Source organism: Vibrio sp. ED002 (assembly GCF_023277445.1).
Classification (GTDB): Bacteria; Pseudomonadota; Gammaproteobacteria; order Enterobacterales; family Vibrionaceae; genus Vibrio; species Vibrio jasicida.
This window is the reverse complement of record NZ_CP080238.1, coordinates 2,484,879-2,508,478: the sequence shown is the minus strand read 5'-3', so window position 1 is coordinate 2,508,478 and position 23,600 is coordinate 2,484,879. Positions and strand designations below refer to the sequence as shown.

Below are 23,600 nucleotides of genomic sequence, written 5' to 3'. Positions count from 1 at the left end.
TAAAACTCCTTATGCCATACCAACGTTACGAACCAATTCTGCAGTACGCGTCGCGTAACCCATTTCGTTATCGTACCAAGCGTAAATCTTCACCATACGAGAACCCACAACCATGGTTGATTGCGCATCAACGATCGTTGAACGTTGGTCGCCTTTGTAATCGATAGAAACCAACGGACGCTCTTCAAAGCCAAGGATGCCTTTTAGCTCGCCTTCAGAAGCTTCTTTCAGTAGTGCATTAACCTCTTCTGCCGTGGTATCACGTTTCACATCAAAAATGATGTCAGTAAGTGAGGCGTTTGCTAGAGGAACACGAACCGCGTGACCGTTAATCTTGTCTTTCAACTCAGGGAAGATTTCAACAATCGCTTTTGCACTGCCCGTTGTGGTTGGGATCAGGCTCATGCCACATGCACGTGCACGACGTAGGTCTTTGTGCGGCGCATCCAGAATCGTTTGTGTGTTAGTTAAATCGTGAATCGTTGTGAATGACGATTGTTCAATGCCCAGTTTCTCGTGAATCACTTTCACTACTGGTGCAATACAGTTCGTTGTACAAGACGCTGCGGTTACGATGCGGTGCTGAGCAGGGTCGAAGATGTGGTCGTTCACACCCACTACGATGTTAGCTACGCCGTCTTCTTTTACTGGTGCGCTAACAACAACACGTTTTACGCCTTGTTCCAGGTATTTGTTTAGGAATGAGGTTTTGCGATGAACGCCCGTTGCTTCAATCACAACATCACATTGACCCCAGTTCACAGCATCGATATCACGCTCTTGTGAAGCCGTAATGCGCTTACCGTTGATCACCATGTCTGTGCCTTCAACTTGCACTGCATGGTTCCAACGACCTTGAACTGAATCGAACTCAAGTAAGTGGCCAAGAGTCGCAGCATCACCCGCTACATCGTTGATGTGTACGAACTCTAGCTCTGGCCAATTAAACGCTGCGCGTAATGCCAAACGACCAATTCGACCGAAACCGTTAATACCTACTTTAATCGTCATAATCTTCTACCTTTAAGCTTTCGCTGGTTAACAGCACGCTGCACGAGCTTTGTCTTGCAAACGTGAAATATCGTCTTGGTACTCTTGCTTTAAGCAGTTCGAGGCCACCAAGTCATCAATCAATTTTTGCATCCATCCCGGTAATTGATCTGACAGCTCGTAGTACACCCATTGCCCCTGGCGTTTATCAACTAAAATACCATTTAATCTTAGCTGAGCCAGATGGCGAGAAATCTTTGGTTGGCTTTCTTGCAGCGCATGGGCTAAATCACCAACACAGGTTTCCCCTTCACGAACCACCAGCATTAAGCAACGCACACGAGTCTCGTCGGAAAGAAGTTTGAAGAACTGATGTGGAAGCATAGCTACATACCTATATATGGATATGCGCATATATTTATTTAAAAATAGGATGCCGTCAAGCGATCGTGCTCGACTGTAATAAAAGTTTAATATTTGATCAGATTAGGCGCCAGAAAAGGTCTGACTCCAGCGCACGGCTTCGCCAAGTTCAGACTTCACATCATCGACAGAAAGCCCAAGCTGCTGAGAGAATTGCTCCACGCCCGCCCAGTCTGCACGCTCGTAGCACTCTTCAATTGCCAGTAACGCACCGTATTCACCTTGGCGATGCAACAAAGCTTGCTGCACGGAAGGACTTAACGGCAACTGCCCAACTAAAGATTCGACAGACAAATCGAGCATGGCATCGAGAATCGATAACAAGCCAACCATAAAACCCTGCTCGTTGAGATGCGAAAGAGGTCGATAACGCGACATGGCCTCGCAGAATTGTGCTCTTTGTAGAGACAAGTTATATAACTCGCGCGGTTTCGTGCTGGAGATATAAGACGCTACCACTAACGAGACAAACATTTTGAGTTTCTCTTGCCCCAAATAAATCAACGCTTGACGGAATGAAGTGATGGTCACTTCTAACGTGGTCGATTGCGTATTCACAAAACGCAGTAGCTTGTACGACAGCGTGACATCTTGGGTAATGATGTTTTCAATCCGGTCGAAGTCAGGATCGGGAACACACACTTCTCTAAATAACTTAAGCGCCAGAACTTGCTCGGGGCTCACGTATTTAGTCTGCATCACTTCTGGCTTACTGAAGAAGTAGCCTTGGAAGAATTTAAAGCCTGCCTCTTTGGTCGCTTCAAACTCAGCTTCGGTTTCTACTCGCTCAGCTAAGAAATGGTATTTGGTGCGCTTTTTAGTGTGCTTCTTAACTAAGTCGCATGCCTTTTTTAGCCCCATCGCCATGATATCGAGTTTCACGATATGGACATATGGTAAGAAACGACGCCATTCGTCAGTCAACGTGAAGTCATCAAGCGCAATCAAATAGCCTTCACGGTACAGTTCGCGAATGGCTTCAAGCAGCTCATCGGTTGGTTGGCAGGTTTCGAGTACCTCAACCACGATTTTGTTTTTCGGCAAGCTTCTTGGCAGCCGACGCAGCAAACTTTGGTGAGGAAAATTGATGAAGCATCGTGAAGATGCAATCAGAGGATTGGTTCCGACAGAGAGAAAGTTCTCTACTATCAATCGGTATGTCGCCCTGTTTGAATCGATGTGTGCAGGATAGGCATTACTTTCACCATCACGGAACAACAACTCATATCCCAGCGTCTGTCTTTTTCGATTAAAGATAGGCTGGCGGGCGACATACGCATTTTTCATTCGAAATTATTGTGCTTTTTATAACTTATTACTTAGCTGCCGCTAATAATGCACCACATACCATGAACATTGAACCGAATACTTTATTAATTTTGCCCATGATCTTATCTGAGCGAATAAAACGCCCCATTTGTGCGGCTAAACTGGTGTAACCCAGCATCACAAACGCATCAATGGTCACTGTGGTCACACCCAAAACCAACAGCTGAGTCAGTTGGTCTTTCGCTGGGTCAATAAATTGTGGAAACAGTGCCACCAAGAATACGATCGATTTCGGGTTAGTCAGGTTGATAAGAATGGCTTTGTACAACAGAGAGGTACCTGACATGGTTTGGTGACTTTCGGTCGCAACCAAGCCGGATGTATCACGCCACTTTTGAATGCCAAGCCACACAAGGTAAGCTGCACCAACCCATTTGATCACAGTAAATGCAGTTGCCGATTGCGCGACTAAAGCACCAATGCCAGCGCCAACCAAAGCAATATGAATTGCCAAACCAATCTGTAAACCAACGATAGCACCCAATGACTTACGCGTGCCGTAACTCAGACCATTACTGATTGAGTTGACGGTACCAGATCCCGGAGCCAGACTAAAAACAATTGCTGTTACCACATAGGCTAACCAAACATGGGTATCCATTGCATTTCCTCAATAATTCTTCGATGATACGTCGCGGTAACAACGTATCTTTAGGTAATCGACTAATGGCTATTAACCATTCACCTTTGACTTATACTCAAGAGACTTTATTTGAGCAAGCAATAGGTGGTCCAATCGCAGCACTTTGGCAAGAACGCCAAGAAGGCTTTGTAAAAGGGACAGAGAAAAAGAAAATCTACTGGTGCAAACTCACCAACCCTGAGCACACAAAAGCCGTGCTGATCGTTAACGGTCGCATTGAAGCTTCCTGGAAATACCAAGAACTGTTCTATGACCTATATCGACAAGGTTATGACGTGTATTCGTTTGACCATCGAGGACAAGGTTTATCAGATCGCCTAATTCCAGACTCAGACATGGGTCACGTCTATGACTTTAATGATTACATTGAAGATATGGAATTGGTGCTGCAGCAGCTTGATTTAAGCGGATACCAACAGCGTTTTATCATTGCCCACTCTATGGGCGGTGCGATCGCCACGCGCTATCTGCAAACGCATCCAGAACACAACTTTGATGGTTTGATTCTGAGTTCCCCAATGTTTGGTATCAACCTACCTTGGTATCTCAGCCCTATCGCGATTCCGGTCAGCCAAATCTTAGCGGCAGTTTCGACAAAGCCTAGCTATGCTCCGGGACATAAAGCGTATTACACAAAACCGTTTGAAGATAACCCCCTTAGCCAAAGCTACGATCGCTATCATTGGTTCCGTGGTTTATACAACGACAAGCCCGAACTGCAAGTCGGGGGGCCAAGCACACGTTGGGTATGGCAAGGGTTAATGGCTGCTAAGCAATGTATTTTGCTGACACGCCAAATTAAAGTTCCGGTTTTATTGGTTCAGTCAGGTAACGATCGCATCGTGAGTAACGCCGCGCAGCAACGCTTTATCGACAAACTAAGTAAGACCAACCCCAATGCCAGCCTAGTTTCGATTGCTGGTGCAGAGCACGAAATTTTGTTCGAAAAAGACCAGTATCGTAACCAAGCTCTGGACGCTGTCTTTTCCTTTATGCATGCTCAAAGCGCATAAAATGAATTAAAGAGGAAATACGAGGTCTGCGATTTACCCTCTTTTTCCTCCTTATTTTGGCGTAAACTTCATCATGTTCCCCGCACTCGGAGCAGTACGACCTAGTCAATCTACTGCGCTCCGTTGTTCTACTCTATCCGAACCGTTTACGAGGGCTTCATGAGCACATCGCTACCTTGCAAAGAGATCACTAAAATCGTTGCCTCAGATCTGGATGGCACTTTACTCGCACCAAACCACCAGCTAAGCGCTTACTCGAAAGAGACGCTCAAAGCGCTGCATGAACAAGGCTACACATTTGTCTTTGCAACTGGTCGCCACCACGTAGACGTCGCAAGCATTCGTCGCACGGTAGGTATTCCGGCTTATATGATCACTTCAAACGGCGCTCGTGTGCACGACCAGAATGATCAAGAGATGTACAGCCAGAACGTACCAGAAGATTTGGTGCAGCCGGTGATCGACACGATCAAAACGGATCCTGAAATACTTATCCACATGTACCAAAACGACGACTGGTTGCTGAACAAAGACGACGAACAACTGCGTGATTTCCACGAAGAGTTCACTTACAAGTTGTACGACCAAGACAATGCGCCAACTGACGGCATTGCAAAAGTGTTCTTCACCCACCCAGCGCAAGACCATGAACACCTTGTTACCTTCGAAACGAAGCTGCGTGAACAGTTTGGCGATCGACTAAACATCGCATTCTCAACACCTTGGTGTCTGGAAGTAATGAGTGCGGGTGTTTCTAAAGGTGACGCTCTAAAAGCAGTAGCAGAATCAATTGGTTTGACACTAGAAAACACCATTGCGTTTGGTGACGGCATGAACGACGTAGAAATGCTATCGATGGCGGGTAAAGGTTTGGTGATGGGCACCTCTCACGAGAAAGTGATGAAAGCACTACCAAACAATGAAGTGATCGGCAGCAACGCCGACGATGCGGTTGCACACTACCTGCAAGATCATCTGCTATAACCTGTATTGGCTACCAACAGCAGGTTATCGGCAAAATCACAGAGGGCTGCACTATGCAGCCCTTTTCTTTTATCGCTGACTCGGCAACTTCTCTTTACCGAGGATTGCTTGCCACTCTTCTTCGCTCACCGGCATGATCGATAAGCGATTGCCGCGTTTCACTAATGGCATGTTTTCTAGCTCTGGCATCGCCTTCATGACCGACAACGGAATCAAGCGTTCAGTCTTACGCACAAACTCAATATCCACCATTATCCAACGCGGATTTTCTGGGTCGGATTTCGGGTCGTAATAATCACTCTCTAGGTCAAACTGAAAATGATCGGGATACGCTTCACGAGTCACTTTGGCAATACCTGCCACTCCTACGTTCTTGCAAGAGGAATGGTAAATCAGCACCAAGTCACCCAATTTAACTTGGTCGCGCACCATATTACGCGCCTGATAATTACGAACTCCCTCCCAACATGAAACCTTTTGGGTTCGAAGCGTGTCAATAGAAAAGGTATCTGGTTCTGTTTTAAATAACCAATATGCCATAATGCCATCCGATGCAGATTGAGTAATGAGGAAGATATAACATGAAGGCTTTGAAAAACCCAGTGGCATTAGCCACACTGCTGGTCCTGCAAGCATGTAGCATACAACCACAGCAGTCCGATGCAGACACACCAACCACTCCGCCTGCGTCCTTAGATAAGCCAGAAACCATCTTACCTCAAACCTTTATGCTGCGTGGTGAAGTCGTGATTGGGCATGAAAGCCAGTACATCACACCTTGTGGCAGCGACAAACAATACTGGCTGCAACTGTCACCACAACAAATCCAACGTGCAGTGGCCATCACTAACGAACCTTATCAAACCATGTATGGTGAAGTGATTGGTCACCTCAATCCACCAGGCGTCGACGGTTTTTCTGCAGATTTCGATGCTAACTTTGTGGTTGAGCAGGTGAACTTCCTCACCACAGAAAATCCGCATCGCTGCAAACAGACCAGCAAACCTACTCGCGTATTTGGTAATGAACCGTCTTGGGCTGCCAGCTTTGAAGGCAACACACTCAAGTTCCAGAAAATGGGCAAGTCGACACAAACGCTAAAAATCGACAGCAGTAAATTACAACCTCGTCAGCGTACTTACCAACTGGATGACGGCGAACTGCGCATGACCGAGAACTTGTGTTCAGACACCATGAGCAACTCTCTCTACGGCTGGAAAGCGACACTAGCGCATGACGATAAAACCTACCAAGGCTGCGGTATGGCGGCCAACGTAGATTCAACACTCGAGTGGGTGAACACTTACGTAGCAACGTCAACCCAGTCGCAAGGGTTTGAAGTACAAATGACACTTAACAGCGACCACAGTGCGACAACCAAATACAGCTATTCAGACGGGCAACCCCCATTGATTGAACGCGGCTACTGGCAACAACTGAGCCCATCGCAAGTTCAAGTATTGATGACTCACCACCAGCAACAACGCTTAATGACCGAGCGCCTATTTACTCGCGAAGGCAACCAGCTGAAAGCAGTCAAAGAGAAAGTGGGCAATTTGGTTTATCCCATTGCCGATGGCGGTTTAGTGCTATATCCAGCAACAATGCGTCACTCAGGCACAGAACAACCAGCAGCCGAGCGCAACAACGATCCAATTGGTGCAGCTGATGTGCCATCCAGTGCCGAATTTAATTCAAAAGTGGATGCGGCGGTACGTAACTACTTTTTCATTAATCAAACCAACCCAAGCAATAACCAATACCGTTGGCTGACCTACGATCTGAATGGCGATGGTGATGAAGAATTACTGGTGCAACTTGATTGGTGTGGCTCTGGCGGTTGTACTCTACTCGTCTTCGAAAACTACGAGAAAGAGTGGCGCTTCAACAGCCGTATGACGCTAGTACAAAGCCCAATTATGCTTGGTCAACAAACCTCGCACGGCTGGCGTGACCTGATTTTCAATGTCAGCGGAGGCGGCGCAACGCCGGGGCAATACGTGATGCAATACACAGGCGTAAGCTACCCAATCAACCCAAGCTTGGCGCCAAAAGCGAGCAAAGAACAAGTCAGCGGAGTGCGTCTGTTCTCAGATGGCATCAGCCCTGTTCGTGATGGAGTGCGCTTGTAATGGCGCAGCCTTGTCCACATTGTGGCTTCCAGTTCAACTGCATCTGTTCACTGCTGCCTAAGTTAAGCAGTGAACACTCGCTGATGCTGTTAATGCACCCTAATGAACTGACGCGCGATACCAACACTGGCAAACTGCTCGCCCAGTGCCAACTGAATGTCACTCAAGTCGTTTGGGACCGAAAAACACCACCAGCGGAGTTATTAGAAACGCTAGCGAATCCAAGCCTACTGCCAGTACTGCTATTCCCAAGTGAAGAGAGCCTGACACTTGAACAAGTGCAGCAACAAACTAACGAGCAAAGCAGACGACCGCTGTACATCATTCTTGATGCGACTTGGCAAGAGGCGCGCAAGATGATCAATAAAAGCCGTTGGCTAGAGGGCGTCGCTATGATGGGCTTAGCCACTCAAGCAGATTCCCAATATCAACTGCGTCGCAACCAGCAAGAAGGTAATCTATGTACCTTTGAAGTGGCTGCCCAATTGCTCGGGCAACTCGGTGAAGAGCAAAATCAGAAACAGATGCTGAACTTCTTCGAGCAATACCTTCCTCGTTTCCAAGCCGAGAAAAGTGGTCACGAGTTCAAAGCCTAACATTCTTAAGAATCAAAAAAACGCAGCTCTAACGCTGCGTTTTTTATTGGATGCTGTTTCACGTGAAACAAAACTTTAGAGCTCTTAAGCTCAATTAGAGCAAAGCTACATTAAAACAAACGTGTCGGTTCACCCAAATAATAACCTTGCAGATAGTCCACCCCCATGTCCTGCGCAATGTCGCACACCTCTTTGTTGTGCACGAACTCAGCGACAGTCTTAGCGTTAAACACCTGACACAAACGCACCAACTGCGAGGCAATCTTGCGCTGCTTTTGGTCTTTGTCGATGTAGCGAATCAAACTGCCATCGAGCTTAATTACTTCTGGCTCTAATTTGAGGATCTCATCAATATTGGAATACCCCGAACCAAAGTCGTCAACAATGATGCGCGCGCCTAGGCTTCTAAAGTGGCTGCACACCTCAATCATTCGTCCATAATCTTTGATTTGCTCTGATTCCAACACTTCTAAACCAATCCGTCTTGGGTCGTTAAGTTGGGTAATAGCATGTTCAAGCAACATCAAGGTTTTATCGCTGAGTAGATCCTGAGGCGACAAGTTAATTGAGAAGTCACCATGCTGGTCTTGCATGTAGTTGAGCGTCGAGCGAATCATGTGACGGCTCAAACGCGTGTACAAATGCGTATCAGAAATGATGGGTAAGAAACGCCCCGGCGCAATGATGCTGCCATCCTCTTCCATAATGCGTACCAAACACTCTTGGCTCGCGGGACGATGGCTATAGGCATGCACAATTGGCTGACTGTAGGTGATGATGTTCTGCTTGAGGATGGCACGACTCACACAGCTCAGCCAACCCAACTGCTCTTTTCGCACATCTTCATTGATCTCAATATCTTTGGCGTTACAGATGTGAGTATTACTTCGCACCCCAGCTCTTCGCGCCTCGATGCCTTTTAGTAGTAGCTCATCTGGAGAGGCATTTGGAAAGTCACGGCGGCTAACTAAGCCACCACACAATGAGATCGAAAGGTAATCAATGTCCCGCAAGCCACTTGGCTCAAAATTGGTTTGCTCTACTGCGTCAGCAAAGCGAGTGAAGTGTTGCTTGATTGCTTCACTGCTGGTGTCAGCTTTAAATAAGAACGCCCACTCACCAACACCAATGCTATAAAGTTGCAGCGCAGCCGGTTTACCAAGGCGTTTACGTAGGCGATTGCTGAAGTGCATCGACAAGTCTTTCAACAGTTGGTCGCCAACGCGATAGCCGTACTTTTCGTTGATATGGCTAAAGTTAAGCAGTTTAAGTGTCAGTAAATGCTCATCGGTATCAATGCTGATCAAACGCTCTTGCAACGCAACGCGATTTTGTAATCCTGTACGACTATCTCGGCGGAAGCTCTGTTCTAGCTTTTTCGCTTGGCGGTCGAGTTGATAGCCCATGTGAGTATTCATGTTGTTTAGATCGCCAATCGCATTGCGAATCAGACTAAACAAGGGAGAGATAGAAGTGCTCACTTCTTGCTGTGGCATGTTAAGCGCGGTAACTTCATCCCCTTCTCGCATCGCCAAGTAAGTCAGGCTATGGTGCAGAATTTCTTGTTGGTGATTCTCGCCGTACAACTCGCCCATGCAGTAACTGCCCGACGTGTGGGAAATGTCCGTGAAGGCGCGGACTTCATCGCTGCTATCAATAAAATCAAGTCTCGATGCGCAGTTATAAATCATCACTGCTTCAGGCTGATGCATGGAAAGCTCCACTACCCCATGGCGAACTTGCTCAAGCGTTAACGAAGGATGGTTGTAACAAAACTGCACTTCATCACCTAAACACCAAGGGCGATCAAAGCTCATGCTGCCGTCGGGATGGATTTCCGTCACGGCACACACCTCTTTGCGCCCAATGGATTCTCGATAAAGTGGGAAATTCAGCAGTTGATTAAGCGTCAGGTCGTGCCCATCAGCAAGGTAATGTTTGTACACTTCCAGCGCTTTACGCTCGCCCAAGCGATACAAACGCGTCCCTTTGGCGTGAGTAACCTTATGCGGCATGCCGATTGGGTTCCACTCAGAATATGCACTCGTCCATGTTTTCAAGGTATCGCTGTGCAAGGCAACCGCGACAACCGCTTCGTCATAAACTTGGTCTTGATGCAGAACCCAACAGCCGTCATCGATGGTTTGAGCCAAGCCGCCAGAAACCTTCGGACCGTCGGCATCAAATACGCGATACACCGGATAATCACGGCGTTCGATTTGGACAGAAAAGCTAATAATGGCTTTGGAGTTATCTTGTAGCTGTAAAGCTTGCTTGAGATCGTAGCCATCGATATCTGGCGAGAAGGAATAATGCTGAACCGCAGACGTGAGCGTGGTTTGCTCAAACTCCATCACACACACTAAGCAGCCATGGTTAATGATTTCACCTTCCAAGATAACGTGACGAGTGCTGTGACCTATGATGTGCATGTTGGGTAATCTTTCGAGTATTGCCCGTGCGAGCGAGACGGCGGAGTCGCGTGATTGGGTGGATAAGAGCTGCACCAGATAACGTTTATCTGCACAACACTGAGAAGTGACTAAAAAGTCATTAAGCTGATCCACATTTTGAACCAGTTGAGAGAATGCTCGCATTTACCCTACCACTGCCGTCATCAAGCCACACCACATGAAAGTGGTTTTATTATTTTACTTTGATGAGAGTAATTTACGTGGCTTTAGGCGGCTTTTCTAGGGTCAGAATTAAGATTGAATGGATTAATGCGAAAGCGATTACAAAAGCGCGAGTAACGACTGCAAGTTATTGATTTCAATGTCAGGTAACGTTCGCGTTTTTGCCTGAGTAATGACATTTTTATTCATATCATTAAACCAGCATGCGGCAAAACCCGCGAGTTTCGCGCCTTGAACATCTGTTACTAAGTGGTCACCGACATGAAGAATATGTTCACTTGGCAAATCCAGAAACCGCTGTGTTTTACTGAACATATCCGGCGCCGGCTTCGCACGACCATCCGGCCCTGCTTTCAGTACTTGTTGGAAATAAGGCGTTAGACCAATTCGATCTAAATCCACATTGCCGTTGGTGATTGCTACCAGCGGGATTTCTTGCCCAAGTTCAGCAAGTACATCGAGGCTTTGCTGTGGTACTTCAAAACGGTTGCGCCAATCTAAAGCAACCTCTACTGCGGCTTGCGCTGCGGCATGGGACGCTTCGTTATCGTAACCCACTTGGGAGAAGGCTTGCTTGAGCTGCATTAAACGCCACAAAGTGACGTCACTCTTCAGCTCAGGTTGTAGCTGCACGACACGTTGCTTGAGTGCAAACCAATCGGCTTTATCCATATGAGCGACCGCCGGATGATAGTGTTGAAGCCAAGATAATAACTCACGCTCCATACGAACTATCACTGGGTAGTTGTCATAGAGAGTGTCATCAAGGTCAAACGTCATCGCCTTTACAGGCGCAATACGGCGGTAGAATTTCATGGGATTCCTTGATTAATCCGACTTGTCGTCGTTTCTCTTACGCGCTCTTGGATGCGCCTGATCATAAGCTTGCGCTAAATGTTGGAAATCCAAGTGGGTATAGATTTGGGTGGTGGAGATGTTTTCGTGCCCCAATAACTCTTGCACCGCACGTAAGTTATTGCTCGATTCCAACATGTGGGTCGCAAACGAGTGACGCAGCTTGTGCGGGCTGATGTGGCTCGCGACAGATTGCTTCTGCCCCCACTCCGCCATGCGCTTTTGCACGCTGCGATGTGAGATTCGCGTACCCAGCTTAGACACAAACAACGCTGGCTCACCCGGCGCAGCTAAATCACCACGCACACGCAACCACTTACCGACCCATTCTGTTGCCATACCAGAGAACGGGACTTTACGTTCTTTGTCGCCTTTACCAATCACACGCAACTCTCCACTGCGCAATTGAACATGACGAACATCAATGCTGACCAACTCGGCCAAACGCAGACCAGCGCCGTACATTAGCTCCATCATGGCGCGATCGCGCACCGCTAACGGATCGTCCTCGTTAACTTCAAGCAATTGGTTTACTTCATCTACATCGAGGTTCTTTGGTAGTGGACGTTTCTTACGTGGCGCCGAAACCCCTTTGGCTGGGTTCGCTGACATTTCTCCACGCAGGATCAGGAAATCGAAAAAGCTGCGTAGAGAAGATAAGCGCGTCGCTAAGCTGCTGGCTTTCATACCTTCACGCATGCCTTTACCTGCCAATTGACGCACCCAACCCGCATCGACTTGCGACCAATCTTTCAACCCCATCTCAGCCAAGTGGTGAGCCATGGTTTCCAATTGTTGTTTGTAGTTGCGTTGGGTGTGCAGGCTAAGCCCCTTTTCGCTTCGCAAGAATTCGTAGAAGCGTTCAAGAGGCTTTTGAAGACTATTTGGCAGAGGAGTGTTGGGAGTTGTCGTCATGGTGACTTTGCCATACCAATGTTTGAGCGAGATGTGCCACTACTAAGGATAGGTGACGCAAAAACAAGGTGTCCATATCTGGTTGGAAGTGACCGCCATCCTCGCTAGAAAATGCCAGTACGCCAAGCGTCTGCTTTTTCACGAGTGGCAACACCACATAGGAACCCATTTCTGGAACATCCATATTCCCAAACAACGCCTCGCGATCCACTTTACGTAAACGGCCTAAGTAAGCGTCTTTTCCGTTTAAGTGATTGGTAGCAAAACGTTGGTAGCTTTCCTTACTCAATTGAGTCGCAGCATCACACTGGCTCAATAGGCACACATACGCCTTCAAACCAAGATCTTTGGCTTTGAGTTCAATGGCGTTGATGACCTGCTTGAAGTCACCGCACTTGAGGATTTGCCCTTGCAAATCCATGAATTCGTAGAAGGTGCGATCGTTATTTGCCGCCAACGACATCAGTGTCGTGATCTCTTCTTCCAGTTCTTCAATACGCTGACGCTGACGGTTCATTTGAATATGAACCAAAGAAACTGTGCCCAAATCAACATGCGGCATCGATAAACGGTCGATCAGTTCAGGACGCTGAACAAAGAAATCTGGATGGTCTTTTAAGTACTGCGCAACGACTTCCGCCGTCAGAGCATCCGCTTCAACTTCTGAGACTTGACTCTCTTGCTCTTCAACTAGCACGACAATTGACCATCAAATACGTGCGTTGCAGGACCGGTCATAAATAATGGTTTGCCTGGGCCTTGCCAAGAGATGCGTAGGTCACCGCCCGGAAGGGAAACTTTCACGTTCTCGTCCAGAAGACCTTGCAAAATGCCAACCGCAACGGCACCACAAGCCCCGCTACCACAAGCTTGGGTTTCACCCGCACCACGTTCATACACACGCAAACGGATGTTGTTGCGATCCACTACCTGCATAAAGCCTGCATTCACACGCTCAGGGAAGCGTTCATGTGACTCAAGCAATGGACCAAGCGCTTCCACCTCAGCCGTATCAACATCATCAACCACCGTCACAACATGAGGATTACCCATGCTTACGGCACCGCAGAACAAGGTTTTTTCACCTGCTCGCATGATGTAGGTTTTCTCTTTTTGCTTCGCTTTGAAAGGGATCTTGCTTGGTTCAAATTCAGGCACGCCCATATTTACCGTTACATCACCATCGTCTTCAACATCAAGAATCATCTTACCTTTCTTGGTACTAACACTAATGCTGTATCGATTGGTCAGTCCTTTCAAACGCACAAAACGCGCAAAACAACGAGCGCCATTACCACACTGCTCAACTTCACTACCATCGGCATTAAAAATGCGGTAGTGGAAGTCGGTTTCTGGATCATACGGCGCTTCAACCACGAGCAGTTGGTCAAAGCCAACGCCCGTGTGACGATCCGCCAAACGACGGATCAAGTCTTGGGAGAAAAACACGTTTTGGGTAATGCAGTCGACGACCATAAAGTCGTTGCCCAAACCGTGCATTTTGGAAAAGTGGAAATGCATTTGTTGTGTGTTACTCCGGTAGAATCTGTTCCAGCTGCCACAAACTGGTCAGCTCCTCACGCTGGCGAACAAGATGGCTTTGGTTACCATCCACCATTACTTCCGCCGCTCGGGTACGCGTATTGTAGTTCGAAGACATCACAAAGCCATAGGCGCCTGCAGAGCGAACCGCGAGTAGATCACCTTCTTGCAGTACTAGCGCTCGATCTTTGCCCAAGAAATCGCCAGTTTCACAGATAGGCCCCACCAAATCGTAAGTTTGTGCTTCACCTGCTCGTGGTGAGACTGGCACGATATCTTGCCATGCTTGGTAAAGTGCTGGACGCATCAAGTCGTTCATTGCCGCATCAATAATGGCAAAGTTTTTATGCTCAGTGTGTTTTAGGAATTCCACGCGCGTTAACAAAATACCCGCATTCGCTGCAATCGCACGACCTGGTTCGAAGATCAGCTCTAGCTCTTGGTGGTTCTCTAATCGGCTTAGCAACGCTTTCGCGTAATCCGAAGGCTGTGGTGGCAATTCATCACGATATACCACGCCTAGACCACCACCAACGTCCAGATGACGGATGTTGATGCCTTGTGCTTTCAGATCATCAATCAACGCTAATAAACGATCTGTTGCATCAATGAAAGGTTCAATCTCAGTCAGCTGAGAACCAATGTGGCAGTCGATACCTTGCACATTGAGATTTGGTAAGCTCTGAGCAAATTTATATACTGCCGGAGCACGGTCAAAAGCGATGCCAAACTTGTTGTCACGCAGACCAGTCGAAATATAAGGGTGCGTTTTTGCATCTACGTCAGGGTTAATTCGTAGAGAAATCGGTGCAACCACACCTAGCTCGCCCGCGACTTTATTCAAGCGCTCTAGCTCAGGTTCTGATTCCACGTTGAAGCATTTAATACCCAACTCCAGTGCGCGTTTCATTTCTGCCGGCGTTTTACCAACGCCTGAGAACACAACCTTCTTCGCATCACCGCCAGCCGCGATAACACGCTCAAGCTCACCACCCGATACAATATCAAAGCCTGAGCCTAAACGAGCCAGTGCATTCAATACGCCAAGGTTGGAGTTTGCTTTTACTGCATAACAAACAAGATGAGGATGCTGACCCACAGCGCTATCAAACGCATTCCAGTGACGCTCTAGCGTTGCACGTGAGTAAACATAAAGAGGAGTGCCATGCTGCTCGGCAAGATCGTGGAGTGAGACGTCTTCGGCCCAAAGCTGGCCATCATCCTGATAGTTGAAGTAATCCAAAATTCGCTTCCCTTAATTAATTCGACTGCTAAACCCTGTTTTCACCCTAAGGTGTGGCTGATTATTGTGACTGCTCGTTTTGTTGAGCGTCATCTGGGATGTAAAGTGAGCCTGATTGGCCGCAACCGGCCAGTGTCGCTGCAACCATCACAAACAACACAGTAAGTAATTTTTTCATTTTGCATATCGTGATTATTAAACCAATGCCCCCTATAATCGCACCACACTCAGGAAAAGCAATAGGATAGACGGATGAACGATACTGAATTTCATCAACTGGTGGATGCACAGATGCAAATCATCGAAGAATCCATCGATGAATCAGGCGCAGACATTGATTACGAAGTCACTGGCAACGTAATGACATTAGAATTTGAAGACCGCAGCCAAATCATCATTAACCGCCAAGAGCCAATGCATGAGATTTGGTTAGCGTCGAAATCTGGTGGCTTCCATTTCAAGCTACTCGAGAACAAATGGACTTGCTCAAAAACAGGCATGGAACTGTTTGAAATGGTGAAAGAAGAGTGTGAAAAGCACGCTGGCGAAACCATTGATTGGCCATAAGCAAAATGAGTATTTGTGACGACCAGTCACCTAAACGAAAAAAGAGCACCGAGGTGCTCTTTTTTATTATTCGTTTTACGCATTTACCGCTTTAGTTGGACGAGTTGGCGTACAGCCATCATTACGGTAAGGGATAATGTAGGTATTCCCTTCTTCCGGATGAATGATTTGGTAGTACTGCGGCAAATTAAAGTTAATGAACTTTGACGATACACGACTGTCATCTTTCACCGAGGTGTAGAAGCTGTTCACTGACGCAATCATTTCATCTTTCGAACCACTGAATTGGTGGTAAACCTCAACTTGGTTTGACTCATCTAATACGTAGATGTTGAAACCATCGTCAGTGTCTTCAAAGAAGAACTGCACTAAACCTTCACTCGCAAAGCCATCTACGACTTCTGGTAGCTGGTACTCTTGCTCACGATCCAGCATCAACAGCGGCGAACCTTTCAGCTTGTTGGTTGAAATGCTGCGGTAGAAATCAACTGAGTTCTCGAGCTTCTGAACCGATACGCCACGACGCTCAAAGAACAAACCATAAGTTTGGTTGGCAAGACGTATGGCTTTAAAGCGACGGCGTTTCTCTTGCTCAACAGGCTTCAAACGTAAGTCGATACACTCAGCTAACAGTTGGTAAACCATATTACGCATCACGCCACGCATGTTCTTCGCGTAACAGAATACATCCACCGATTCTGGCGGAATCGCGTCTTGGTGCATTTTGCCAAGAATGGTCTTCAATGCATCCAACATCGCGGTTTCACCTTTGAAGTGCAGTGTACGCACTTCGTGCCATGAGTTGCGATAAACTAAATCAACACTGCCGACCAAATTAATTTGCTCAGGACCAAAGCTGAAGATATCAGTGTTCTTCACATCCACTTTGAGTGAGCGACCAGACAGCTCTGCCGTTGGGTCATTTTCAAAGTTGATGAACATCGCCATCTGACTAATTTCACACGGACTACCCAACGCTTGCATGGTTGGGCGACGCTTGCGTAACGAGAAGGTGTTACGTAGGTCACTCACCATTTGGTAGAACTTATCGATGTCTAACTGCGCCTCACGCACCACCGCGTGCAAACGCGTTGACTCGGTAATCAAACCGTTGAAGAACGCCCAAGAAACCAACTTACTCAAATACTCATGGTGCTCAAGGCAAGGCTGACCAAGAATACGGTGTGCAATCAAAGGCTGCTTGTATAAGTACCAACCTGACTTGTTCACTCCACCTTCTTTTACTTCGATGAAACTCAAGTCTGGCTCATGAAGATCTGGAGAGATCTGCGGGTTAAGTAAGGTAACTTTGCCCGGCAGGACTTCAAATGCCGCGTACAGCTTACGCGCAAGAATGCTGATATCTTGCGGGCTGATCGCAGAGGTAATATCGTTTCGACGCGCAAACTGAATCAAGTTACGGTAGCTTTGCATCAAAGCATCCAGTAGCGAATGGTGCACTACTTTCACTTGTTCAACTTTCCAGTTACGGCGATCATCGAGCTCTGCCAGTACCGATTCATCCCAATGCCATTTCGCAATCATGTCGCTTAAGGCTTCACGGCGCCACGCTACAGAACCTACATCAGGTTCACGAGACAGCTTTTCATGGGTTTTAAGGTAGAAACAGCGGCGAACTAAATCCAAACGTGTGTCGTCTTGGATTCGCTCTAGGTAACGCGTTACTTTCTCTAGCATCAAGTAATATGCATCCATGCCGTACAAGTCAGGCTCATGGGCAAAGAAGCGACGTTTAGTGTCGATGCTAAGAAGCTGTGTGTGCGGGTATTCCCACGAGTAAGCTTCAAGCAAGATCGCTTTCAACACGGATTTGTAAGGAGAATCGATACTCTTATACAGCTGCCACAAGTTCGAGCCAAAGTACTCTTCAGCAGGAATGCGGTTAAGCTGACCAAAGTTGATCCACTCATCACAATTGATATAGCCATCTTTACAAAGCTGTGCAACGTACTCGTCGTAACACTCTTCCATTTCTGGAGGCACGATTTGCCACAACAAACGCTGTCCAGCCAGACGTACTGCAGAACGGTAGAATTCATCCAGCAATAATAAATGCTGAGAAGAACCACAGTTATCGCCAGTCATCTCTTCAGAATGGTTGCTACGAAAACGCTCTTCATCCATTAAGAAGAAGTTCGCTTCCACACCTTGGCTTTGAGCCCAGTCGGTGATCAGCAAGCATTTATTGGTCAGCAGCTCGCGTTGGTCGTTATCCATCTCCGGTGAGATACACACCCAAATATCCAAATCACTTGAAGTACTTTGACCAATAGAAGAGGTACTGCCCATAGTGTACAAACCTAAGATCGCAGGTAGCTCTGCTGTCTTAAGCGCTTGCCCAATCGTCAGTTGAGTATCATCAAGGAATCGTTGTTGGAGTTCGTTCAGCTCTAGACCAAACACACCATAAGGTACGTCAGCATCGTAGTAGCCAGGAATAACAGGATGGTTGTAGTTCAACAAGGCAGGAATCAAGTGGAAGACTTGCTGGCTTTGCGAATCCATAAGCGCCAGCGCACGGTCGATCCGTTGCTGGTTCAGGTTATCTAGTCGCTGAATAAGTTTTTGGGTGTAAGCCTGCAAGGGAAGTTCCTTGGTTGAACAATCACGAAAATCTGCTGATGTTTTAAACCAAAAAGGTCTAAAAACGTGATCAATTTAACACTTTCATCAGAGTTGGTAAAGATTTCCACCCGCAAATAGTTGCGGTTTCAAAACCCCACACTAGTCGCAAAATTGATAGCGCAGTAGTGTCGCTCGTATTCGCCTCTAACTAATAATAGTCCTTAGTCTAAATGAGAATCCAGTCACACTATTTCCATAATGCAATGTAATTCCATTCATGACACCAAGAGAAGCCTAACTAACATTAAGATTTTCACGCGTTGAGTGTTACGATTAAGCAAAACTTAAACAGCATTGAGAAGACCATGACACAATCCACGCCAATTCGCATTGCAACTCGAAAAAGCCCTCTTGCTCTATGGCAAGCACACTTTGTAAAAGACGCACTTCAAGCCGCTCATCCATGTCTTGAGGTAGAACTCGTCACTATGGTGACCAAAGGCGACATCATTTTGGATACGCCGCTAGCAAAAGTTGGTGGTAAAGGCTTGTTCGTTAAAGAGTTAGAAGTGGCGATGCTTGAAGGTCGTGCGGACCTTGCGGTGCACTCAATGAAAGATGTACCAGTAGACTTCCCTGAAGGTCTTGGTTTGGTGACGATTTGTGAACGTGAAGACCCACGTGATGCATTCGTTTCTAACACTTACAATAACATTGATGAACTGCCACAAGGCGCAGTTGTAGGTACTTGTAGCCTGCGTCGTCAGTGTCAGCTAAAAGAATACCGCCCAGACCTAGTTATCAAAGAATTACGTGGCAACGTAGGCACTCGCCTAGGTAAGCTAGATGCAGGGGAATACGACGCCATCATTCTTGCCGCAGCAGGTCTGAAGCGCCTTGAGCTAGAAGAGCGCATTCGTAGCTTTATCGAGCCAGAGCAATCGCTGCCGGCGGTAGGCCAAGGTGCTGTAGGTATTGAGTGTCGTGTGGATGACGAACGTCTACTTAAACTACTTGAGCCACTAAACCACCAAGATACGGCAGATCGCGTACGTTGTGAGCGTGCGATGAACCTGACCCTTGAAGGCGGTTGTCAGGTGCCAATCGGCAGTTACTCACTGCTTGACGGTGACAACATTTGGCTACGCGCACTGGTTGGCGAGCCTGATGGTAGCTTAATTGTACGTGGTGAAATTCGTGGTCACCGCAACGATGCCGAAGCACTAGGCGTTCAATTGGCTAACGAGCTACTTGAAGGCGGTGCACGCGACATACTAACCAAGCTGTACGCAGACCACGAATAATCATGGCAGTGTTGGTCACTCGGCCGGGAGAGCAAGGCATCGCGCTTTGCTCTCTGCTCGAAAGGCACGGCATTACTGCAATCCATCATCCATTGATCGACATCGTTGCCGATCTCAGCGATACGCACCTCTCCAAATACATCGAAAATGCGCAAATTATTATTGCAGTCAGCCAACATGCGGTGCGATGCGCAGAGAAAATCTTAGAGAACAACGCTAAATCATGGCCCAAGCAGGCTATATACCTTGCCGTTGGTCAAAAAACAGCACACTATTTGAGCAAATGCACTCAACAGAAAGTACACTATCCACAAGTCAGTGATAGTGAGCACTTGTTGCAGCTTCCCGAACTAAACAATGTAGAAAAACAAATAGTTCTAATCCTTCGTGGCAACGGAGGAAGGGAACTGATTAAAGATGCATTGGTGAGACGCGGAGCAAAAGTTAACTATAGTGAGACTTATAAGAGAGAATTAATCCCATTCGATCCAGTAAGCTGTGTCTCATTATGGAAAACCCAACAAATCGACCAGATAATCGTCACCAGTGGTGAACAACTGGATTATTTGTGCAACCAATTGACGTCAGAACAATTGGTTTGGCTTAATCAACAAGAGTTGTATATCCCCAGTCAGCGCATCGCTGACATCGCAATTCAAAGGGGCTTCTCTCAGGTCAGATGTACAGGAAGTGCATCCAACCAAGAATTACTGGCTGCTCTCCAGCCCTAGCTACACAGGATATAGGCATGACAAGTAAAAATAACGACCAAAAAAATAACGATAAAAACCTTTCCGAACAAACTGCATCGGCACCGCTAGCTGAAAAAGACACACCGCAACAAGAATCTGAGCCTAAAAAGGTAGACTCAAAGCCTGCTGAACCAACCAAACCAGCAGAACCAAACAAAGTTGAATTTGAAGAGAAGCAAGGCAAACGCGGCGTGAAGCTGGGTACTGTGGCTATCGTCTTATCACTTATTTTTGGTGGTGGTTTGACATACAAAATGCTCGAACAGCAATCAGAATACCAAACTCAGATCGCTCAGCTTCAGAGCCAACTAGAGCAGGCTCAATCAGCAATGAAACAAGAGCTAAACCAAGTAAAAGAAGAAACTATTGAAAAAGCGACGACAGCAACGCACAAAGCTGAAGTGGTTCTTGGTCAGCAACGAAAAAGTATTGAAAGCCTACAATTGGCAGTGGCCGACGTGAAAGGCCGTCGCCCAAACGATTGGCTGTTAGCAGAAGCCGACTATCTAGTAAAACTGGCTGGTCGTAAGCTGTTTTTAGAGCATGATGTAGAAAGTGCTACTCAATTGATGGAAAGCGCAGACCAGCGTATCGCAGCGCTAAACGATCCCAGCCTTGTAGGTTTGCGTAAAGCAATGGCAAACGACATCACTAAACTACGTGTTGTGCCACTAGTTGACCGTGATGGCCTAGTATTGCGTTTAACGGCACTACAACAGCAAGTAGACAAACTGCCTCTCGCAAATGCATTACTACCTGAAGCTGCAGCGGTTGAGAAGCAACAAGTATCAGAAGATATTGCAAACTGGCAAGATAACCTGATGACCTCACTAAAAGACTTCTCAGAGAACTTCATTACCTTCCGTACACGTGATGGCAATGTGATTCCGTTGCTCTCACCACAACAACACTTCTACTTGAAAGAGAACATCAAAGCCAAGATCGAAACAGCGATTAAATCGGTTTACCAAGAACAAGGGGAAATATACACCACCTCTTTGGAAACCGCGGACAAATGGGCAATGGCATTCTTCAACCAAGATGATAATTCAGTTAAAGAGTTCAACAAATCATTGAGCCAGTTGAGTAAACAAGACATCGAAGTTGAATACCCAGCGAAACTAGAAAGTCAAAACCAGCTATCAGATGTCATTCGCGAGCGCTTACGTCGTGAAGTAACCACAATGACAGGTACGGAGGATAAGTAATGGTTCGTCTTATTTTCCTATTTGTTGTTCTTGGTGCCGGTCTATTCGTTGGCACTCAATTCTCAGGCCAACAAGGCTATGTCCTGATCTCAATTGCCAATAAAACCATTGAGATGAGTGTCACTACCCTAGTGATTTTTGTGATTGCCGCACTGGCTGCATTGTTCCTATTGGAATATGTCGTCAAGAAACTGGTTTACGCAAGCTCAAGCACTTGGAACTACTTTAGCGTCCGTAAAATGCGTCGTTCTCGTCGTTACACCAACGAGGGCATCATCAAGCTACTTGAAGGGGACTGGAAAGGTGCCGAGAAGAAAGTGACACGCTGGGCAAACCATCACGACATGCCGTTGCTTTGCTACCTAGTAGCGTCAGAAGCTGCGCAGGGTCAAGGTGACAAAACAAAGCGTGACCAGTACCTAGAGCTAGCAAGCCAACAAGAGAATGCGCACTTAGCAGTAGAGTTGACTCGCGCGAAACAGTTCATTCGTGATAACGAGTTCGAGTCTGCATTCGATACGTTACAAGCACTAAAAGGCCAGTACGCGAATAACTCGATTGTTCTTAACCTGCAAAAGACTACTTACATGCAGCTTAAGCTATGGCAACCACTGATCGATCTAATGCCTCAACTAAGTAAAGCCAAACTGATCACAGAAGAAGAGCAAGCAGGGCTAATTCAGAAAGCTCAATGTGGTTTGCTACACGAAGTGGCTCAGCAACAAGGTAGCGAAGGTCTTATCTCACACTGGAACAGTCTGCCACGTAAGGTAAAACAAGACGCTCACCTGATCGGTTGTTTTGCTCACGAGCTCATCTCACGCAAAGCAGATGCCGAAGCCTTCACTGTGATCAAAGAAGCACTGAAGAAGAGCCCAACACCTGAACTATACCAATTACTGCCAGAGCTAAACCTACCAGATAGCCACCCAGTGATTGTTTTCCTTGAAGGTGTCTTGAAACGTGAACCAGAAAATGCAGCAGCACAAAGTGCATTGGCACACTTCTTCTTCCGCCAAGAGAAATGGCAAGAAGCACAAGAACATTTCGAAGTTGCGCTAAAGCTTCGCTCAGACGTTTCTGACTATGCTTACCTAGCAGACACACTAGAGAAGCAAAACCTAACTAAAGCGGCTCACGAAGTCTCTCGTAAAGCTCTAACGCTAGTTCAAAACAACTAAGCGGCTCAGAAAGTAGAAAGCCGACAGTTTACTGTCGGCTTTTTTATTACCTGCAATTTATCAAAACCCTTCATAGTTTCAACGTGAACGTTCCTCTACCACCTAAAAGCAACGAGACTCCATCACCGATGGCTTTTGTCACTCATACCCACGAGACTTCCTTATCTCATTGATAACCAAGTGAAGCTACTTCAATCATTTTCTGCAAAGCAGATTTGTTGAACCTCAATATCTAGGAAGACAGTTCGACACTCGCAGAACATAACTATATTGGGTAGATATAGAGAATATACGAGTACATGAGCTATCTGACGTTATGTACTCAGCTCGATGGAGGAAAGCTCCATACAACGCTTAAATAACGTTTATTGTAAAAGCTAAAGCAAATAGTCATATTAATCAGCAGTAAGTCAGAGACCGTTTAAAAGCGCTGACTCACATTGAAGACAGTAGCGAATAGAAACGCACTTCTGTTAACAAAAGCCCTGTATCAATAGGGGTACGACAAGCAGGCTTAACAAACTTCTATAGATATTCAGAGAGTGGTTAGATGTTCTAGAAAGGTTTATTCGGAATTGAATAATAAAAGAGTAATTAACTGTTATCGTTGTTATCGGTGCTAATGTTTGGCTAAGAGGTTAATTCAAATACTTTAAGTTATTTCCAAGCATCAGAAATGAAAAAAGCCTCGCTATTTCTAG

21 protein-coding genes and 1 pseudogene are annotated in these 23,600 nt (G+C 46.7%); 9 read left to right on the top strand and 13 right to left on the bottom strand.

The genetic code is table 11. The features are described from left to right. Positions 1-9 precede the first annotated feature (9 nt). The 4 genes from ITG12_RS11620 to rhtB all read right to left on the bottom strand — a co-directional run bounded on the left by ITG12_RS11620 (position 10) and on the right by rhtB (position 3,343). A complete protein-coding gene (locus ITG12_RS11620) occupies positions 10-1,011 on the bottom strand; it encodes an ArsJ-associated glyceraldehyde-3-phosphate dehydrogenase (RefSeq protein ID WP_248873089.1) in 1,002 nt (333 codons plus the stop codon). A gap of 27 nt (positions 1,012-1,038) precedes the next feature. Beyond that, positions 1,039-1,374, bottom strand: a complete 336-nt coding sequence (locus ITG12_RS11615) for a metalloregulator ArsR/SmtB family transcription factor (RefSeq protein WP_038881521.1) — start codon at positions 1,372-1,374, stop codon at positions 1,039-1,041. A gap of 102 nt (positions 1,375-1,476) precedes the next feature. Continuing rightward, entirely contained in the window at positions 1,477-2,700 is a 1,224-nt protein-coding gene (locus tag ITG12_RS11610; protein ID WP_038872529.1) for an EAL and HDOD domain-containing protein, read from the bottom strand. 28 nt (positions 2,701-2,728) lie between these two features. Next, positions 2,729-3,343 carry a homoserine/homoserine lactone efflux protein gene (rhtB, locus tag ITG12_RS11605; RefSeq protein WP_038881523.1) on the bottom strand — a complete coding sequence of 205 codons (615 nt, stop codon included), beginning with the start codon at positions 3,341-3,343 and terminating at the stop codon, positions 2,729-2,731. Positions 3,344-3,408: 65 nt separating this feature from the next. Here rhtB and ITG12_RS11600 point away from each other — a divergent pair, with 65 nt between their 5' ends. Beyond that, positions 3,409-4,398, top strand: coding sequence for an alpha/beta fold hydrolase (locus ITG12_RS11600; protein WP_038881525.1), 990 nt, complete (start codon positions 3,409-3,411; stop codon positions 4,396-4,398). A 159-nt stretch (positions 4,399-4,557) separates the two neighbouring features. Next, a complete protein-coding gene (locus ITG12_RS11595) occupies positions 4,558-5,382 on the top strand; it encodes a Cof-type HAD-IIB family hydrolase (protein WP_005438534.1) in 825 nt (274 codons plus the stop codon). A gap of 69 nt (positions 5,383-5,451) precedes the next feature. Here ITG12_RS11595 and ITG12_RS11590 read toward each other — a convergent pair whose 3' ends face one another. Continuing rightward, positions 5,452-5,922 carry an EVE domain-containing protein gene (locus tag ITG12_RS11590; protein WP_038881527.1) on the bottom strand — a complete coding sequence of 157 codons (471 nt, stop codon included), beginning with the start codon at positions 5,920-5,922 and terminating at the stop codon, positions 5,452-5,454. Positions 5,923-5,963: 41 nt separating this feature from the next. Between ITG12_RS11590 and ITG12_RS11585 the strand changes: the two genes are divergently transcribed. Both ITG12_RS11585 and ITG12_RS11580 read left to right on the top strand, forming a co-directional pair. Then, positions 5,964-7,514: a membrane protein gene (locus tag ITG12_RS11585; protein ID WP_038881530.1), complete on the top strand. Its 1,551-nt coding sequence runs from the start codon at positions 5,964-5,966 to the stop codon at positions 7,512-7,514. Continuing rightward, positions 7,514-8,110 (top strand): tRNA-uridine aminocarboxypropyltransferase, encoded by a 597-nt coding sequence (locus tag ITG12_RS11580; protein WP_038881532.1) that lies wholly within the window; start codon positions 7,514-7,516, stop codon positions 8,108-8,110. The genes ITG12_RS11585 and ITG12_RS11580 overlap by 1 nt, the downstream gene beginning before the upstream one ends. Before the next feature lie 110 nt (positions 8,111-8,220). Here ITG12_RS11580 and ITG12_RS11575 read toward each other — a convergent pair whose 3' ends face one another. The 7 genes and pseudogenes from ITG12_RS11575 to ITG12_RS11545 all read right to left on the bottom strand — a co-directional run bounded on the left by ITG12_RS11575 (position 8,221) and on the right by ITG12_RS11545 (position 15,574). After that, positions 8,221-10,707, bottom strand: a complete 2,487-nt coding sequence (locus ITG12_RS11575; RefSeq protein WP_038881534.1) for an EAL domain-containing protein — start codon at positions 10,705-10,707, stop codon at positions 8,221-8,223. A 138-nt stretch (positions 10,708-10,845) separates the two neighbouring features. Then, on the bottom strand, positions 10,846-11,562 hold the full coding sequence (gene yigB, locus ITG12_RS11570; RefSeq protein ID WP_038881536.1) for a 5-amino-6-(5-phospho-D-ribitylamino)uracil phosphatase YigB: 717 nt from the start codon (positions 11,560-11,562) through the stop codon (positions 10,846-10,848). Positions 11,563-11,574: 12 nt separating this feature from the next. Beyond that, positions 11,575-12,516, bottom strand: coding sequence for a tyrosine recombinase XerC (xerC, locus tag ITG12_RS11565; RefSeq protein ID WP_038881538.1), 942 nt, complete (start codon positions 12,514-12,516; stop codon positions 11,575-11,577). Continuing rightward, the gene (locus ITG12_RS11560) at positions 12,482-13,213 is read right to left on the bottom strand and encodes a DUF484 family protein (RefSeq protein WP_038881540.1); all 732 of its coding nucleotides are present in this window, start codon (positions 13,211-13,213) and stop codon (positions 12,482-12,484) included. The genes xerC and ITG12_RS11560 overlap by 35 nt, the downstream gene beginning before the upstream one ends. Next, complete coding sequence (dapF, locus tag ITG12_RS11555) at positions 13,207-14,037, bottom strand: diaminopimelate epimerase (protein ID WP_038872510.1); 831 nt, start codon at positions 14,035-14,037, stop codon at positions 13,207-13,209. The genes ITG12_RS11560 and dapF overlap by 7 nt, the downstream gene beginning before the upstream one ends. A gap of 10 nt (positions 14,038-14,047) precedes the next feature. Further along, complete coding sequence (gene lysA / locus ITG12_RS11550; RefSeq protein WP_038881541.1) at positions 14,048-15,301, bottom strand: diaminopimelate decarboxylase; 1,254 nt, start codon at positions 15,299-15,301, stop codon at positions 14,048-14,050. A gap of 61 nt (positions 15,302-15,362) precedes the next feature. After that, positions 15,363-15,574, bottom strand: a pseudogene (locus tag ITG12_RS11545) (lipoprotein). Here ITG12_RS11545 and cyaY point away from each other — a divergent pair. Continuing rightward, positions 15,554-15,868 (top strand): iron donor protein CyaY, encoded by a 315-nt coding sequence (gene cyaY / locus ITG12_RS11540; RefSeq protein WP_038872506.1) that lies wholly within the window; start codon positions 15,554-15,556, stop codon positions 15,866-15,868. The pseudogene ITG12_RS11545 and the gene cyaY overlap by 21 nt on opposite strands. A gap of 75 nt (positions 15,869-15,943) precedes the next feature. Here cyaY and ITG12_RS11535 read toward each other — a convergent pair whose 3' ends face one another. After that, a complete protein-coding gene (locus ITG12_RS11535) occupies positions 15,944-18,472 on the bottom strand; it encodes a class I adenylate cyclase (RefSeq protein ID WP_038881543.1) in 2,529 nt (842 codons plus the stop codon). A gap of 347 nt (positions 18,473-18,819) precedes the next feature. Between ITG12_RS11535 and hemC the strand changes: the two genes are divergently transcribed. Genes hemC through ITG12_RS11515 form a run of 4 tightly spaced genes read left to right on the top strand, consistent with a single transcriptional unit; the run spans position 18,820 to position 22,899 of the window. Continuing rightward, positions 18,820-19,758 (top strand): hydroxymethylbilane synthase, encoded by a 939-nt coding sequence (hemC, locus tag ITG12_RS11530; protein WP_038881546.1) that lies wholly within the window; start codon positions 18,820-18,822, stop codon positions 19,756-19,758. Between the two features lie 2 nt (positions 19,759-19,760). Then, on the top strand, positions 19,761-20,489 hold the full coding sequence (locus ITG12_RS11525; RefSeq protein WP_038881548.1) for a uroporphyrinogen-III synthase: 729 nt from the start codon (positions 19,761-19,763) through the stop codon (positions 20,487-20,489). 17 nt (positions 20,490-20,506) lie between these two features. Then, entirely contained in the window at positions 20,507-21,718 is a 1,212-nt protein-coding gene (locus ITG12_RS11520) for a uroporphyrinogen-III C-methyltransferase (protein ID WP_038872495.1), read from the top strand. Further along, positions 21,718-22,899, top strand: coding sequence for a heme biosynthesis HemY N-terminal domain-containing protein (locus tag ITG12_RS11515; protein WP_038881550.1), 1,182 nt, complete (start codon positions 21,718-21,720; stop codon positions 22,897-22,899). Before ITG12_RS11520 ends, ITG12_RS11515 begins: the two co-directional genes overlap by 1 nt. The last annotated feature ends 701 nt before the right edge of the window (positions 22,900-23,600 follow it).

Coding starts and splice junctions, on each gene's coding strand:
- ITG12_RS11620 (WP_248873089.1), bottom strand. CDS start 1,011: ATGACGATTAAAGTAGGTATTAACGGTTTCGGTCGAATTGGTCGTTTG.
- ITG12_RS11615 (WP_038881521.1), bottom strand. CDS start 1,374: ATGCTTCCACATCAGTTCTTCAAACTTCTTTCCGACGAGACTCGTGTG.
- rhtB (WP_038881523.1), bottom strand. CDS start 3,343: ATGGATACCCATGTTTGGTTAGCCTATGTGGTAACAGCAATTGTTTTT.
- ITG12_RS11580 (WP_038881532.1), top strand. CDS start 7,514: ATGGCGCAGCCTTGTCCACATTGTGGCTTCCAGTTCAACTGCATCTGT.
- xerC (WP_038881538.1), bottom strand. CDS start 12,516: ATGACGACAACTCCCAACACTCCTCTGCCAAATAGTCTTCAAAAGCCT.
- ITG12_RS11590 (WP_038881527.1), bottom strand. CDS start 5,922: ATGGCATATTGGTTATTTAAAACAGAACCAGATACCTTTTCTATTGAC.
- ITG12_RS11520 (WP_038872495.1), top strand. CDS start 20,507: ATGACAAGTAAAAATAACGACCAAAAAAATAACGATAAAAACCTTTCC.
- ITG12_RS11575 (WP_038881534.1), bottom strand. CDS start 10,707: ATGCGAGCATTCTCTCAACTGGTTCAAAATGTGGATCAGCTTAATGAC.
- ITG12_RS11585 (WP_038881530.1), top strand. CDS start 5,964: ATGAAGGCTTTGAAAAACCCAGTGGCATTAGCCACACTGCTGGTCCTG.
- dapF (WP_038872510.1), bottom strand. CDS start 14,037: ATGCATTTCCACTTTTCCAAAATGCACGGTTTGGGCAACGACTTTATG.
- ITG12_RS11595 (WP_005438534.1), top strand. CDS start 4,558: ATGAGCACATCGCTACCTTGCAAAGAGATCACTAAAATCGTTGCCTCA.
- ITG12_RS11525 (WP_038881548.1), top strand. CDS start 19,761: ATGGCAGTGTTGGTCACTCGGCCGGGAGAGCAAGGCATCGCGCTTTGC.
- cyaY (WP_038872506.1), top strand. CDS start 15,554: ATGAACGATACTGAATTTCATCAACTGGTGGATGCACAGATGCAAATC.
- ITG12_RS11610 (WP_038872529.1), bottom strand. CDS start 2,700: ATGAAAAATGCGTATGTCGCCCGCCAGCCTATCTTTAATCGAAAAAGA.
- yigB (WP_038881536.1), bottom strand. CDS start 11,562: ATGAAATTCTACCGCCGTATTGCGCCTGTAAAGGCGATGACGTTTGAC.
- ITG12_RS11600 (WP_038881525.1), top strand. CDS start 3,409: ATGGCTATTAACCATTCACCTTTGACTTATACTCAAGAGACTTTATTT.
- hemC (WP_038881546.1), top strand. CDS start 18,820: ATGACACAATCCACGCCAATTCGCATTGCAACTCGAAAAAGCCCTCTT.
- ITG12_RS11515 (WP_038881550.1), top strand. CDS start 21,718: ATGGTTCGTCTTATTTTCCTATTTGTTGTTCTTGGTGCCGGTCTATTC.